At 52.1% G+C, this 14,219-nt stretch carries 16 protein-coding genes; all 16 read left to right on the plus strand.

Annotation, left to right across the window (positions count from 1 at the left end; all coding sequences use genetic code 11):
* The first annotated feature begins 11 nt into the window (after positions 1-11).
* The 16 genes from glpX (at position 12) to EDM56_RS24525 (ending at position 14,209) form a co-directional block, all read left to right on the plus strand.
* Positions 12-974: a class II fructose-bisphosphatase gene (glpX, locus tag EDM56_RS24450; RefSeq protein ID WP_122920553.1), complete on the plus strand. Its 963-nt coding sequence runs from the start codon at positions 12-14 to the stop codon at positions 972-974.
* Positions 975-990: 16 nt separating this feature from the next.
* A complete protein-coding gene (gene rho, locus EDM56_RS24455; RefSeq protein WP_122920554.1) occupies positions 991-2,274 on the plus strand; it encodes a transcription termination factor Rho in 1,284 nt (427 codons plus the stop codon).
* A 69-nt stretch (positions 2,275-2,343) separates the two neighbouring features.
* The gene (locus EDM56_RS24460) at positions 2,344-3,255 is read left to right on the plus strand and encodes a peptidoglycan DD-metalloendopeptidase family protein (protein WP_122920555.1); all 912 of its coding nucleotides are present in this window, start codon (positions 2,344-2,346) and stop codon (positions 3,253-3,255) included.
* Between the two features lie 99 nt (positions 3,256-3,354).
* Positions 3,355-4,620 carry a radical SAM family protein gene (locus tag EDM56_RS24465; protein WP_122920556.1) on the plus strand — a complete coding sequence of 422 codons (1,266 nt, stop codon included), beginning with the start codon at positions 3,355-3,357 and terminating at the stop codon, positions 4,618-4,620.
* 105 nt (positions 4,621-4,725) lie between these two features.
* Positions 4,726-4,926, plus strand: coding sequence for a 50S ribosomal protein L31 (gene rpmE, locus EDM56_RS24470; protein WP_122920557.1), 201 nt, complete (start codon positions 4,726-4,728; stop codon positions 4,924-4,926).
* Between the two features lie 221 nt (positions 4,927-5,147).
* Complete coding sequence (locus tag EDM56_RS24475; RefSeq protein ID WP_122920558.1) at positions 5,148-5,759, plus strand: thymidine kinase; 612 nt, start codon at positions 5,148-5,150, stop codon at positions 5,757-5,759.
* Between the two features lie 93 nt (positions 5,760-5,852).
* Positions 5,853-6,284 carry a sporulation protein gene (locus EDM56_RS24480; RefSeq protein ID WP_122920559.1) on the plus strand — a complete coding sequence of 144 codons (432 nt, stop codon included), beginning with the start codon at positions 5,853-5,855 and terminating at the stop codon, positions 6,282-6,284.
* A 119-nt stretch (positions 6,285-6,403) separates the two neighbouring features.
* Positions 6,404-7,477 carry a peptide chain release factor 1 gene (gene prfA / locus EDM56_RS24485; protein ID WP_122920560.1) on the plus strand — a complete coding sequence of 358 codons (1,074 nt, stop codon included), beginning with the start codon at positions 6,404-6,406 and terminating at the stop codon, positions 7,475-7,477.
* A 1-nt stretch (position 7,478) separates the two neighbouring features.
* Positions 7,479-8,366: a peptide chain release factor N(5)-glutamine methyltransferase gene (gene prmC, locus EDM56_RS24490; RefSeq protein ID WP_122920561.1), complete on the plus strand. Its 888-nt coding sequence runs from the start codon at positions 7,479-7,481 to the stop codon at positions 8,364-8,366.
* Between the two features lie 101 nt (positions 8,367-8,467).
* The gene (gene spoIIR / locus EDM56_RS24495) at positions 8,468-9,313 is read left to right on the plus strand and encodes a stage II sporulation protein R (protein WP_122920562.1); all 846 of its coding nucleotides are present in this window, start codon (positions 8,468-8,470) and stop codon (positions 9,311-9,313) included.
* A gap of 160 nt (positions 9,314-9,473) precedes the next feature.
* On the plus strand, positions 9,474-10,553 hold the full coding sequence (locus EDM56_RS24500) for an L-threonylcarbamoyladenylate synthase (protein ID WP_122920563.1): 1,080 nt from the start codon (positions 9,474-9,476) through the stop codon (positions 10,551-10,553).
* 56 nt (positions 10,554-10,609) lie between these two features.
* A complete protein-coding gene (locus EDM56_RS24505; protein WP_122920564.1) occupies positions 10,610-11,170 on the plus strand; it encodes a manganese efflux pump MntP in 561 nt (186 codons plus the stop codon).
* 57 nt (positions 11,171-11,227) lie between these two features.
* The gene (locus EDM56_RS24510) at positions 11,228-11,665 is read left to right on the plus strand and encodes a low molecular weight protein arginine phosphatase (protein WP_122920565.1); all 438 of its coding nucleotides are present in this window, start codon (positions 11,228-11,230) and stop codon (positions 11,663-11,665) included.
* Between the two features lie 225 nt (positions 11,666-11,890).
* Positions 11,891-12,346 (plus strand): ribose 5-phosphate isomerase B, encoded by a 456-nt coding sequence (gene rpiB, locus EDM56_RS24515; RefSeq protein ID WP_122920566.1) that lies wholly within the window; start codon positions 11,891-11,893, stop codon positions 12,344-12,346.
* A gap of 1 nt (position 12,347) precedes the next feature.
* Positions 12,348-12,917: a TIGR01440 family protein gene (locus EDM56_RS24520; protein WP_122920567.1), complete on the plus strand. Its 570-nt coding sequence runs from the start codon at positions 12,348-12,350 to the stop codon at positions 12,915-12,917.
* Between the two features lie 41 nt (positions 12,918-12,958).
* A complete protein-coding gene (locus EDM56_RS24525; protein WP_122920568.1) occupies positions 12,959-14,209 on the plus strand; it encodes a serine hydroxymethyltransferase in 1,251 nt (416 codons plus the stop codon).
* Positions 14,210-14,219: the final 10 nt, after the last annotated feature.

A 14,219-nucleotide genomic window follows, 5' to 3' on the forward strand; every position in this document is an offset into this window, starting at 1 on the left:
GGAACGAAATCATGGAACGCAGTTTAACAATGGAATTGGTTCGCGTAACAGAGGCAGCAGCGCTTGCTTCGGCGCGTTGGATGGGATTGGGTAAAAAGGACGAGGCGGATGGAGCGGCGACGACCGCAATGCGCGATGAGTTCAACAACATCCCGATGGACGGCATTGTCGTCATCGGTGAAGGGGAAATGGACGAAGCGCCGATGCTGTATATTGGTGAAAAGCTGGGACAAGGCGTGGCACCTTTTGTAGACGTTGCGGTTGACCCGTTGGAAGGGACCAACATCGTGGCGAAAGGGACGTGGAATGCGATCTCGGTTATCGCGATTGCGGACCGTGGCAATCTGTTGCACGCTCCAGACATGTACATGGAAAAAATCGCAGTTGGACCGAAGGCAGTCGGAAAAGTCGACATCGATGCGCCGATCATCGATAACTTAAAAGCGGTGGCGCAGGCGAACGGCAAAGATCTAAGCGATCTGGTCGCGATCGTTTTGGACCGCGATCGCCATAGCCGCATCATTCATGAAGTTCGTGCAGCAGGCGCGCGAATCAAGCTGATTCCGGACGGCGATGTGGCAGCGGCAATCAACACTGCGTTTGAAAATACGGGTGTCGACATTTTGTTCGGATCTGGCGGTGCTCCGGAGGGGGTTCTGGCTGCCGTTGCATTGAAATGTTTAGGTGGAGAAATTCAAGGGAAATTGCTTCCGCAGGATGCAGCTGAGCTGGAACGCTGCAAACAAATGGGGCTGGTGAATCCGCACCAAGTGCTGCGTATGGAAGATATGGTGAAGGGCGATGACGCGATTTTTGCGGCGACAGGCGTAACCGATGGCGAGCTCTTGCGTGGTGTTCGCTTCCAAGGGATGCGCGCGACCACACATTCTGTCGTCATGCGTGCGAAGACGGGAACGATCCGCTTCATTGAAGGTAACCATCGGTTGGAGCGTAAACCGCGCTTGGGTCTATAGGAGGAGGATTATCTAGGTGCTTCTATCGGAATTGGAAGAAAAGAAATTAACGGAGCTGTACAAGCTGGCTAAGGAGTTTCAGATTCCGTACTATTCGCAAATGAAGAAGAAAGAGCTGATATTTGCGATTTTGCGGGCACGTGCTGAACGTGACGGCTTGATGTTTATGGAAGGCGTTTTAGAGATTTTGTCGGAAGGGTACGGCTTCCTGCGTCCGATCAATTATCTCCCGAGTTCCGAGGATATCTACATTTCCCAATCGCAGATCCGCAGATTTGATCTGCGGATGGGCGATGTGGTATCGGGTAAAGCGCGTCCGCCAAAAGAAAACGAACGGTATTTCGGGCTTTTGCAAGTGGAAGCCGTCAACGGAGAAGACCCTGAACAGGCATCCGAGCGTCTGCACTTCCCCGCCTTAACACCGCTCTATCCTCAGAAAAAGCTCGTTCTCGAAACGGCACCTTCCAAGCTTTCCGTTCGCTTGATGGATTTGATCGCGCCTGTCGGCTTAGGGCAACGCGGTCTGATCGTAGCGCCTCCGAAAGCGGGAAAAACCATGCTGTTAAAAGAAATCGCCAACAGCATTACGGAAAACCATCCCGATATTCATTTGTTCGTTCTCCTGATCGATGAACGTCCGGAAGAAGTGACCGATATGCAGCGCTCCGTAAAAGGTGAGGTCGTCGCTTCGACCTTCGATGAACTTCCGGAAAACCACATCAAAGTGGCGGAATTGGTATTGGAACGGGCAAAACGTTTGGTTGAGCACAAAAAGGACGTCGTCATCCTGCTTGATTCCATTACCCGCCTTGCGCGTGCGTATAACCTGGTGATTCCTCCAAGCGGACGGACACTGTCTGGCGGTATTGATCCAGCTGCGTTCCACCGTCCCAAACGGTTCTTCGGTTCGGCCCGCAACATTGAAGAGGGCGGTAGCCTGACGATTTTGGCGACTGCTCTGGTCGAAACTGGCTCCCGGATGGACGACGTGATTTACGAGGAGTTTAAGGGAACAGGTAACATGGAGCTTCATTTGGATCGCAAGCTGGCAGAGCGCCGTATTTTCCCGGCGATCGATATTCGTCGTTCGGGAACGCGTCGTGAGGAACTGCTTTTGTCCAAAGAAGAACTGGAAAAGCTGTGGGCGATTCGTAAAAACATGAACGAAAGCCACGACTTCATCGATAATTTCATCAAAAAGCTAGGAGATACCAAGACGAACGCTGAGTTCATGCAAACGCTGGAAACCGCGCCTGCGAGATCGACGGCGAAACAGTCTGGCAACCCGACGGTGAGTTAACGCTCACCGTCATTTTTTTTAGACGGATGAATAGACTGATAGAGTAGATTCGACTAAGGGGGCTGCTAGATGGGTGGCGTTGGGATTGCTGCGGATATGCCGAATTGGACCGACCAGGGGGAAGCGAAGCGCTTCGTCATTGAGCAGACGCTCGCACAAGCGCTCAATCCGTTTTCATCCTGGCAGAAGGGAAATAAGCCGGATCAACAGCAAAGATCGACCGTGATGATGTATGCGGTGCAGTCGGGGGACACCCTTTCCTCGATCGCGGGGACATATGGGATGACGCTCAGTGAGTTGATGGCTCAAAATAAAATCGACAATCCCAATCTGGTTAGCATCGGGATGCGGCTTACGATTCGAAAAGACGGGATCGTGCACATGGTAAGCCAGGGGGAGACGCTGGAACGTATCGCACAGCGTTATGGAATTTCTGCGGAGGAAATCATTGTGCGCAACCCGCTCGTGAAAATATTGGACAACCAGCTGTACGTCGGCCAAAAAATTTACATACCGACGCCTGAGGCTCCTTCCGTGCAAGCCGGAAGCTTTCAAGCGAGACGAGAAATGGCGGAAGCGGCCAACCGCTTGGCCATGCGCGGTCTGCGGATGAAGTGGCCGGTTGCCGAACCGACGATTACGAGTGGATTTGGAGCGCGGTGGGGAAAGATGCATAAGGGTGTTGACCTGTGGAATGAAAAAGAAGAAAACACGCCGATTACGGCGGCGCGGGCAGGGATTGTCGTGGAGGCGGGCGTTCATAGCGACTACGGTGATTTGGTCATCATCGACCATGGCAACGGCTTGCAGAGCTACTATGCGCATATGGGGAAAATCGGCGTCTCCGTCGGGCAGGCCGTGCTGGCGGGAGATGTTCTGGGCTATATGGGACGAACCGGGGATGCCACAGGCTATCATCTTCATTTTGAGATTCGGCAGGATAACATACCGGTCAATCCGCTGCCGTTTTTACCGCGCTAGGGAAGGTTTGCTAAGGAAAATCGTACATGCACCGCCTCAGTTTACTTTGCCTTCCCAGTACGTTACAATGGCGGAAGCAAAGAAGTGAGGCGATTTTTCATGTATTTGGTATATGCGGATCAGAACGGACAAGTGTACGATCATCCCGGTTTATGGGCGATCGCACGAAATGGAGATATATTGACAGAAGTTTTGGAGGAAGAGCTAATTCCGCTTCCGGAAGGCTCGACGATGGTGAGTTTGCCTGATACCGTTCCGGTGGGAATGGATCCGGAAACCGGAGAGATGACCAAGCTGGACGGCTGCAGCGCAGTCGGCGCTTTGGTGCCACAAGGGTTTACCCGTCTTCTCCTGCCTGGTTATATCAAAACGTCTAAGGAATCGAAGATGCCCCTGTTCGGCTATACAGCAGTTGTGTGGAAAGACGGCGGTTTTTGGGTGGCTGCCCGCAAAAGCGATGAACCGCACAAATGGAACCCGATGAATTTCCCGATGGACGAGCTGCGTTCCCGTGTAGAGAGTACGCTCAAGCAATTTCCGGAAAACAGGATTTTGAACCATCTTTCCCATTGCGCACTTGAATATGAATGCTTGACGGCATCCAATAACTTTTTCCACCGTTGGGAAGGAAGCTTGCCGGTATCGTATACCTGTAACGCGGGCTGTTACGGATGCATTTCCGAACAGCCGGATGACAGCGGCTTCCCGTCGCCGCAGACGCGCATGAATTTCAAGCCAACGGAAGATGAGCTGGTGGAAGTGATGCTTCATCATCTTCAGACGCCGGAGAGTATCATCAGTTTCGGCCAAGGCTGCGAAGGCGAGCCGTCCACGATGGCGTCCATCATTGTACCAGCCATGCGGCGCGTGCGTGCCCAGACTGACATGGGCTTTATCAACATCAACACGAATGCAGGCCTGACCGATCATATTAAAGGGATCGTGGATGCCGGGCTTGATCTGATGCGCATCAGTATTATTAGCGCAATCGACGAGCATTATAATGCGTATTACCGACCGCGCGGCTATACGCTTGAGAACGTCGCGCGATCAGCCGAGTACGCTGCGGCAAAAGGGGTGTACACCTCGATCAACTATCTCTGCTTCCCTGGCGTCTTCGACCGTGAAGAAGAGATGGAAGCGATGATCAGCTTCATCAAACGGACAGGCATCAAGCTGATTCAAATGCGTAATCTGAATATCGATCCGGAGAGCTATCTGGCGATGATCCCGAAAGCGCAGGGCGAAGTATTCGGGATGAAGCAAGCGATCGAAATCTATCAGGAAGAATTGCCGGATGTTATCATCGGCTCCTTCACCCATGTTCCTCCTTCCGAATTGCAGAGAAGGAAAAAGATGGTGTAGCAAAAGCTGGCTCTTGCATTCGACCATTTTGCATGTTAGTATTCTTTTATTGTGTAAATTAACTCTGTTTCGGGAAACGATTCAGGGCGGAAAGAGGCGAGAAGAATGAAACAAGGTATTCATCCTAAGTACAATCTCGTAAAAGTAACGTGTGCATGCGGTAACGAATTCGAATCCGGTTCCGTTAAGCAAGCTCTCCGCGTAGAGATTTGCTCCAACTGCCACCCGTTCTTTACTGGTAAACAAAAATTCGTTGATGCTGGTGGACGTGTAGACCGCTTCAAACGCAAATACAACCTTTCCTAATCGGCAACGACTGGAAAGCAAACAAGGCCAGATAGTGAAAGCTATCTGGTCTTGTTTTTTCGGTCATGCGACAAACTGGTTGATGCGATCGAACGATTTTCACAAGCAAAAAAGTTGGGAAATAAATAGTTCGAACGATTGGCGAATCTGACGCGAGATGCTATGATGGACAAGCGATCATGAGCATTCTTGAATACTTTGTAAATATTGGTGATGATTCCATGTACTTTATGAAACAGAACGGTTGGATTGAAGTCATCTGCGGCTGTATGTTTTCCGGCAAAAGCGAGGAGCTGATTCGCCGGATTCGTCGCGCCAAAATTGCGAAGCTGCGGGTGCAAGTATTTAAACCGCGCATTGATGATCGGTACCATGCAATGGCGGTCGTGTCCCATAATGGTGTCATGGAAGATGCGGTAGCCGTTAGTTCTGCACGGGACGTGCTGGAGCTTGTGAAGCCGGACACCGATGTCGTGGCGTTTGATGAAGTTCAGTTTTTTGACGACGAAATCATTGAAGTGTGCCAGTATCTGGCGGACAGTGGCGTCCGTGTCATCTGTGCTGGACTTGACCAAGATTTCCGCGGAGAGCCGTTCGGGGTGACGCCGATCCTCCTTGCAGTAGCCGAGTACACGACTAAGCTGGAAGCGATCTGCGCCGTTTGTGGCAGCCCCGCTACGCGCACGCAGCGCCTCTTGAACAATGAGCCGGCTGATTACCACGACCCGATCATCTTGGTTGGGACGGCGGAGAGCTATGAAGCCAGATGCCGTCATTGCCACCAAATCCCGGGGAAACCAGGGCTCGTCAAGGAAGCGGCGAAACAAGCCTAATTCATCATTTGTCAGCCAAAAAGCCACTTTTCTTTTTTGCATGGGCGTGTTCTTCATTGCGCACACTAGGCAAAACAGGAGGTGGCTTTTTGCATGGGTACAAATTCCCGTCTGCATAAAAGTACTGTCTTACTTATAACTGCCGTGCTGTCCCTGACCGTGCTTGGCGGCTGCAATACGTATCGGGCCCAGCAAAACGAACAGTCGGCGACACCTGGGGCCAATCGTGAAACGTTGATGGGGCGTAATCAAAACCCAAACATTCTGGTTGGGAAGCATAGCGTCCGCAATTATTCTGTCGATGAAAAAAACCTGGAGATGGTGGTGAAGAGCGTGCCTGGTGTTGAAGGCGCACGCGTTTCAGTCAGCGGCGGAAACGCCTATGTGACGCTGGATCTCGCCCCAAACGTTACGGCGCAACATGCCCGGGACATCGAGCGGCAGGTCATTGCGAATCTAGTCCAGAAGGCGCCGCGCTACGACTATCATTTGACCTCCAACGATGGCGTACATGTGACACCGTAACGCACGCAATCCGAGTTGTTGATGCCTTGGCATTGACAGCTTTTTTCTTTGACTTTTCAAGGGTTTTTTCCTATAATTTTAATGTTAACCATCATTCATCTTACATGGGGTGAAGTGCAGTGTTTGATCGCTTATCAGCAGTTGAAGAGCGTTATGAAGAAGTGAATAACTTATTGTGTGACCCCGATGTCATCAGCGATACAAAGCGTTTGCGTGAATTATCGATTGAACAGCGTTCCTTGGAAGAAACGGTTACCGTTTATCGTGAATATAAATCTGTCACAGAGCAGTTGGATGGCGCCAAAATGATGCTGGACGACAAGCTCGACGATGAAATGCGCGAAATGGTGAAGTCCGAGATTGCTGATTTGAACAAGCAGAAGGAACAGCTGGAGCACAAACTGAAAATTCTGCTGCTTCCTAAAGACCCTAACGACGACAAGAACGTAATCGTTGAGGTTCGCGGGGCAGCTGGCGGCGATGAAGCCGCACTGTTTGCATCCGATCTGTACCGCATGTACACCCGCTATGCTGAGCGTCAGGGCTTTAAAGTCGAAGTGATCGAAGCCAACGAGACAGAGCTTGGTGGCTACAAGGAGATCATTTTCTCTGTGAGCGGACAAGGCGCTTACAGCAAGCTGAAATTCGAAAGCGGCGCGCATCGCGTGCAGCGTATTCCTTCGACCGAATCGGGCGGTCGCATCCATACGTCTACCTCGACCGTGCTCGTTTTGCCTGAGGCGGAAGAAGTGGAAGTGGAAGTGAACGAAAAGGATATCCGGATCGATACGTTCTGTTCCAGCGGTGCCGGCGGACAGAGCGTCAATACGACCAAGTCCGCTGTTCGTGTGACTCACATCCCGACGGGTATCGTCGTATCTTGCCAGGATGAGAAATCGCAGCACTCCAACAAGGATAAAGCGTTGCGTGTACTGCGTGCGCGTCTGTTTGACTTCCATCAGCAGCAAGCGATGGCCGAGCAAGACGCAACACGCAAAAGCTTGGTGGGGACAGGTGACCGTTCGGAACGGATTCGCACCTATAACTTCCCGCAAAGCCGCGTGACTGATCACCGCATCGGCATGACGCTCCACCGTTTGGAAAGCATTTTGTCCGGCGAGCTGGATGAAGTGATCGACAACTTGATCATGCATGAGCAAACTGAGCTTTTGCAAAGCCAAGGTGTCGTGTAATATGGTACAGCCAACAACAATTCGAGAAGCCCTGCTCCGGGCTTCTTCCTTTTTACAGGAGCATGGCTGCAGGGACCCGCGGTTTGAGGCCGAGCTGCTGCTGCGTCATGTGCTCGACATGGAGCGGGCAAGCTTTCTCGCCTCATTGCCTGACCCGATGCCGGATGGAGCGGCTGAGCGGTTCCAAGCGCTTTGTGAGCGCCGGGCAGCACAAGAACCGCTGCAGTATGTGATCGGGACCCAAGAGTTTTTCGGGCGTGAATTTCTCGTTCGTCCCGGTGTGCTGATTCCGCGGCCGGAAACAGAAATCCTCATCGAGAAGGTGCTCCAGTACGCGGACAGGATGTGGACAAAGGAAAGCGAGCTTGCGGCTGTGGATATCGGCACGGGCAGCGGCGCGATCGCGTTGACACTAGCAAGCGAGAGACCACTTTGGGCGGTTTCAACCGTCGACTTGTCCACAGATGCGATCGAGATTGCCCGCGACAACGCCAAACGACTTGGGCTTGGGGATAAGGTGAGATTTTTACATGGCGACTTGCTGGAGCCGCTCCTTTTGCATGGGGAACAGGTCGATGTGCTTGTCTCCAATCCACCGTATATCCCAAGCAGCGATGTATTGGAGCTCGATCGTGAAGTGAAGGAGTACGAGCCGTTGCTCGCGCTTGACGGTGGTGAAGACGGCTTAAATTGCTATCGACGCTTATGTGAGGCGCTGCCTGCCGTGTTGAAGGAGCAGGCGTTGGTGGCATTTGAGGTGGGGATTCACCAAGCCCAGGACGTTGCCCGGCTGATGATGGCAAGCGGTGTGATCGACGAAACGGCTATCGTTCCTGACTTGGCGGGCATCGACCGCATTGTAGTAGGTGTACGAAAACAAAAAAGTTAAAACTGTGTGTATATTCCTTCCATTGCCTGTCCATACTGACGACTAGAGAGATACAAGAGAAACAAAAACAAGCGTCAGTATTTGAGGGGAGACGATGAAAGATGAAACGGTTCTTACTGGTAGTGTTTTCGTTGGTAATCGCCACGATGTGCTGGGAGCAGCAGCGTTCGTCAGCCAATGTGCTGGATAACGGGCCGATCCCGCAGGAATCCATTCGTTTGCGCATCATTGCCAATAGTGATTCTGTTACAGACCAATGGTTAAAACGTGAAGTAAGAGACGCGATCGTCGCCCAGATGAACACCTGGGTCAAAGAAATCGGCTCCTATGACGAAGCGCGCCAAGTGGTGGCCAAGCGTTTGCCGGAACTGCAAAAGCTTGTGGATAAAACCATCAAAGCCCGCGGATTTTCCTACCCAGCTGTGGTTGATTTTGGTCAAGTGCCGTTCCCGACCAAGCTGTACGGTTCCTATGTGTATCCAGCTGGCAATTATGAAGCGCTCCGTGTGCGAATTGGTGAAGCGGAAGGCCAAAACTGGTGGTGTGTGTTGTTTCCGCCACTGTGCTTCATCGATATGGCCAATGGCGATGCGGTAGCACATGCCGAAGAGAAGTCGGGAGCAAAATCCCAACAATCGGCATCTTCAAACGAGCCATCGTCTTTCGAACAGAAGGCAGGCCAAGAAAAAATGGATGACACGTATCAAAGCATAGATGAAGAGCGCTCGCTATTGCGGGCAGAGCGTTGGATGCAGCCAGCTGAACTTGTCCACAGCGAAGGTGAAACGAAAGCGGAAACGACACCTGAGACAAGCGAGCCACGTGCAGCAAACGTTGAGCTGGAAGCAAAAACTGAACCGATTGCAACTGCGATGACGGTCGAGCAACCAGCGCCAAAGGTGGAAGTGCGGTTTTTCCTCTGGGACAAACTGGCCGCCTTGTTTTAACGCAGTACCTAACGATGCTCCCCCTCCCCTACCTTTCGAGGTAGGTTTTTTTCGTTGGTTTATCCACAAGTTACCCACAGGTTGTTGAAAACTTTTTGGGGAGCTTTTATACTAGGGGCACAAACTGTATTTAGACAGTGGCTGGAAAGGATTTTTAACAATGTTATTACCGATGGTTACAAAGATGTGGACTGTGGATAAAGGTGTGGAAGATCTGGAGACTTGTGCACAGATTGTGGATGCAGCCCGATTGATCCAGCAGGGAGAGGTTGTTGCGTTCCCGACGGAGACTGTTTATGGACTCGGTGCGGATGCATTGTCCAATCAAGCTGTGGAAAAAATATTTGTGGCCAAGGGGAGACCGAGCGACAATCCGCTGATCGTGCATATCGGCAGAATCGGGCAGCTGGAGACGGTGGTTTCGCAGGTCACGGACGATGCAAAGCGTCTGATTGAAGCATTTTGGCCCGGCCCGCTGACGTTGATTTTGCCGAAGCAGGATACGGTTGCCGACTTGGTGACAGCTGGTTTAGAAACAGTCGGCGTACGGATGCCGGATCATCCTGTCGCCTTGTCGTTGATCAACGCAGCGGGTATGCCGATTGCCGCGCCGAGCGCCAACCTTTCGGGCAAGCCAAGCCCGACAACCGCTCAGCATGTGCGCGGAGATCTGGAGGGGCGGATTGCGGCGATTGTGGACGGTGGAGCGACTGGTGTCGGTGTGGAATCGACCGTTATCGACATGACTGTGAAGCCGGCGATGATCTTGCGTCCGGGTGGCGTCACGTTTGAACAGTTGCAGGCGGTTTTGGGAACAGTAGAGATAGATCCGGCCTTTTTGCTGGGGGCGGAGGAAAGTCCGCGTTCGCCAGGCATGAAATATACACACTATGCGCCGGAAGGTGAGCTTTGGTTGGTAAACGGCGAGCGGGAGGCTGTCCGAAAACGGATGGAGAGCATGCTCCGTGAAGCCCGGCAGATGGGTTGCAAAACAGGAGTACTCGTCACTTCGGAGAATGCGGCGGAATGGGAAGGCAGCGGTTGTGCCGATGCGGTTCTTTCCTGTGGTTCCTTGTCCGATCTGGGCAGCGTCGCCCGCGATTTGTACGGGGTTTTGCGCCAGTTTGATAGCCTTGGAGTGCAGTTCATGGTAGCGCCGGTCTTCCCACGTAAAGGCATGGGGCTTGCCGTCATGAACCGATTGGAGAAAGCGGCAGGCGGACGCGTGGTTACCGCCTAAGATGAATGTTTCCCCTCTTGTCCGCATATGGTGAAGAGACAGGAGGGGGAGGAAACGTGGATATCTCATTGTTTCAATGGGGGCAGTTTATTACCTTGCTGCTGATCTCGCTAGCGCTCGGGATGGATGCCTTTTCTTTGGGGATTGGCGTCGGAATGGGTAAACTGCGACTGCGTGAAGTGCTCTCCATCAGCACAACGATCGGGTTGTTTCATGTAGCCATGCCGCTTTTGGGGATCTGGATTGGTCATACGCTTTCCAGCGTCGTTGGGGATATAGCCATATTGATCGGCGGCGGGGTCCTGATCGCGCTTGGCATACATATGTTATGGAGTGGTTTCACACAAGAAGAAAAACAGAGCCAGCTTTACACCAAAGGCTTCGGTTTGATCCTATTTGCGGTTAGCGTCAGCCTAGACGCGCTTTCGGTTGGCTTTTCATTCGGTTTGATCGAGGTGAACCAGCTTCTGGCGGTCACGCTCTTTGGTGTCACTGGCGGTTTGATGGCTGGCTGCGGCCTAATGATCGGACGCAGTTTCGGGGGATGGCTGGGTGACTACAGCGAAATCATCGGTGGCGTCATCCTGATCCTGTTCGGGTGCAAATTCCTCTGGTAAGTCCCTTGGAAACGTGCGTATAATAGGACAAACCATATTGAAAAAGGAGGGTAACAGATGAAGGTGCTGTTTGTTTGTACCGGAAACACTTGCCGTAGCCCCATGGCGGAAGCATTGTTTCGGGACAAGACGGAAGGCGGATTCGAAGTCAAATCAGCTGGCGTCTCTGCTTATGTGGGGCAACGTGCATCGGAACACGCCAGAAAGGTTCTGGAGCTTCGCGGCATCGCACACGACCATGCTGCGCAGCGTGTTGACGATCATCTGATTGCCTGGGCCGATCTGATTTTGACCATGACCCATGGACATAAAGCCATGATCCAGCAGTATTTTCCCGGCGTGGCGCACAAACTGTATACTTTGAAAGAATTCGTTGGTGAATCCGGGGAGGTCGCCGATCCGTACGGTGGTGATTTCACCCTTTATCAGCATTGTGCTACCGAATTGGAGCAAACGCTCGACAAGCTGCATGAAAAATTGCGGGGCTGGTTATAAACCAGTCCCTTTTTATACAGGTAGGATGGTATCATAGTTCCTAGCTGTCAGTATTTTGGTGAAGGACAAGCCGGGTTCCACTAAAAAGTAGGCGTTAACCGAACGTTTTTAGGTTTTTTTACAGTAATGTAACAGGTTTTGCCCTAGTTCTAACAAAATACAGTGACATATCTTCGGGATTAGCGGTATAATAAGCATGAATTACGAAAAAGCGAGGGAACTCACATGAAAGTTGCATTGGCTGCCGATCACGGCGGATTTAAGCTGAAACAAGAGATTAAATCGCTTCTGGAGTCGATGAATATCAGCTATGAAGACTTTGGCTGCGAGTGTGAAACGTCGGTTGATTATCCGGATTACGCGCTGCCGGTGGCTGAAAAAGTGGCATCTGGCGAATTTGATCGGGGTATTCTGGTTTGCGGCACAGGTATCGGCATGTCGATTGCTGCCAACAAGGTTCGCGGCATCCGCTGCGCGCTGGTGCATGACACATTTTCGGCAAAAGCAACACGTGAGCACAACGATTCAAACGTATTGGCGATGGGCGAGCGAGTTATCGGACCAGGCCTTGCATTGGACATCGTGAAGATTTGGCTGGAGACTGAATTTTTAGGCGGTCGCCATGAACGCCGTGTGGACAAAATCAAGGAGATTGAAGCCAAGCACGCGGGAGTGAAATAAGATGGACCTGGACGTATTGAAGCAACAGGTCAAGACCATCGTGGCGGAAGTGCAGCAAAGCGCCAAACTGGGAGCCGGACGCCTGCTGGTTATCGGCTGCAGTACCAGTGAAGTGCTGGGCAAGCAGATCGGCAAAGCGGGCAGTGGAGAGGTGGCAGCCGCGCTTTACAGCGGCATTCGCGAAGTGCAGGAGGCGCATGGCTTTGATGTGGCCTTCCAGTGCTGCGAGCATCTGAACCGCGCGCTGGTGATCGAGCGGACAAGCATGGAGCGACTTGGTCTGGATGAGGTGACGGTCGTCCCGGTTCCGACAGCCGGCGGAGCGATGGCAGCTTATGCGTACCGACAATTGAAAGATCCCGTCATGGTCGAGCATATTCAAGCGCATGCAGGAATCGATATCGGTGATACCTTTATCGGCATGCATTTGCGACATGTGGCGGTGCCGATTCGGCCAAGCTTGCGGCAGATTGGGGAAGCGCATGTGACTGCAGCGCAAACCAGGCCGAAGCTGATTGGCGGTTCGCGAGCCGTCTACGAGCTGACGGATGCAAATAACAGCTGTTCATAATCACTATATAGAAAAAAGAAGCGATAGGAGGCTACCAAGCCATGTTTGAATTCTTGAAAGAGCAAGACCCGCAAGTAATGGCAGCAATGAGTCAGGAATTGGGAAGACAACGCGACAAAATCGAATTGATCGCATCCGAAAACTTCGTAAGCCGCGCTGTTATGGAAGCGATGGGAACAGTTTTGACCAACAAGTATGCGGAAGGCTATCCAGGTCGTCGCTACTACGGCGGCTGTGAATATGTCGATATCGTTGAGGATATCGCTCGCGATCGCCTGAAAGAAATTTTTGGTGCTGAGCATGCCAACGTACAGCCGCACTCCGGTGCACAGGCGAACATGGGCGTTTACTTCACCATTCTCCAACCTGGCGACACTGTACTTGGGATGAATCTGTCCCATGGCGGTCACTTGACGCATGGTAGCCCTGTTAACTTCTCAGGATCCCTTTACAATTTCGTAGAATACGGCGTGGATGAAACCAATCACCGCATTGACTATGATGTTGTTCGCGCTAAAGCGTTGGAACACAAACCGAAGCTGATCGTTGCAGGTGCGAGCGCATATCCGCGTGAAATCGATTTTGCCAAATTCCGTGAAATCGCAGATGAAGTCGGCGCTTACTTCATGGTAGACATGGCGCACATCGCCGGTCTGGTTGCTGCAGGCTTGCATCCGAACCCAGTGCCATATGCACACTTTGTCACCTCCACTACACATAAAACATTGCGCGGTCCTCGCGGCGGTATCATCCTCTGCAAAGAAGAGTTTGCCAAAGCGATCGACAAATCCATGTTCCCGGGTGTACAAGGCGGTCCTTTGATGCACGTGATCGCTGCCAAAGCAGTCGCTTTCGGCGAAGCGCTGAAACCGGAATTCAAAGACTACGCAAGCCGTATCGTGAAAAACGCGAAAGCATTTGCAGAAGCGTTGACAGCTGAAGGTTTGACACTCGTATCCGGCGGTACGGACAACCATCTCGTGCTGGTTGATGTACGCAGCACAGGTCTGTCCGGTAAAGAAGCGGAGCATCTGCTGGATGAAGTATCGATTACAACGAACAAAAACACGATTCCTTACGATCCGGCTAGCCCGTTCGTAACGAGCGGTGTACGCATGGGTACGCCAGCGGTGACAAGCCGCGGCTTTGATGAAGAAGCGATGAAAGAGGTTGCCGCTATCATCGCACTGACATTGAAAAACCCGCAAGATGCAGCGAAGCATGAAGAAGCCCGCGCTCGCGTGGCAGCACTGTGCGCACGCTTCCCGCTCTACGAAGGCTTGCAATACTAAAAGAATCAAA

Source organism: Brevibacillus fluminis (assembly GCF_003710825.1).
Classification (GTDB): Bacteria; Bacillota; Bacilli; order Brevibacillales; family Brevibacillaceae; genus Brevibacillus_D; species Brevibacillus_D fluminis.

Bases quoted from the DNA above. Each gene is read 5' to 3' on its own strand.
- EDM56_RS24510 (WP_122920565.1), top strand. From the start codon at position 11,228: ATGAAGGTGCTGTTTGTTTGTACCGGAAACACTTGCCGTAGCCCCATG.
- EDM56_RS24475 (WP_122920558.1), top strand. From the start codon at position 5,148: ATGTACTTTATGAAACAGAACGGTTGGATTGAAGTCATCTGCGGCTGT.
- spoIIR (WP_122920562.1), top strand. From the start codon at position 8,468: ATGAAACGGTTCTTACTGGTAGTGTTTTCGTTGGTAATCGCCACGATG.
- EDM56_RS24520 (WP_122920567.1), top strand. From the start codon at position 12,348: ATGGACCTGGACGTATTGAAGCAACAGGTCAAGACCATCGTGGCGGAA.
- glpX (WP_122920553.1), top strand. From the start codon at position 12: ATGGAACGCAGTTTAACAATGGAATTGGTTCGCGTAACAGAGGCAGCA.
- rpmE (WP_122920557.1), top strand. From the start codon at position 4,726: ATGAAACAAGGTATTCATCCTAAGTACAATCTCGTAAAAGTAACGTGT.
- EDM56_RS24480 (WP_122920559.1), top strand. From the start codon at position 5,853: ATGGGTACAAATTCCCGTCTGCATAAAAGTACTGTCTTACTTATAACT.
- EDM56_RS24460 (WP_122920555.1), top strand. From the start codon at position 2,344: ATGGGTGGCGTTGGGATTGCTGCGGATATGCCGAATTGGACCGACCAG.
- rpiB (WP_122920566.1), top strand. From the start codon at position 11,891: ATGAAAGTTGCATTGGCTGCCGATCACGGCGGATTTAAGCTGAAACAA.
- EDM56_RS24525 (WP_122920568.1), top strand. From the start codon at position 12,959: ATGTTTGAATTCTTGAAAGAGCAAGACCCGCAAGTAATGGCAGCAATG.
- EDM56_RS24500 (WP_122920563.1), top strand. From the start codon at position 9,474: ATGTTATTACCGATGGTTACAAAGATGTGGACTGTGGATAAAGGTGTG.
- EDM56_RS24465 (WP_122920556.1), top strand. From the start codon at position 3,355: ATGTATTTGGTATATGCGGATCAGAACGGACAAGTGTACGATCATCCC.
- prmC (WP_122920561.1), top strand. From the start codon at position 7,479: ATGGTACAGCCAACAACAATTCGAGAAGCCCTGCTCCGGGCTTCTTCC.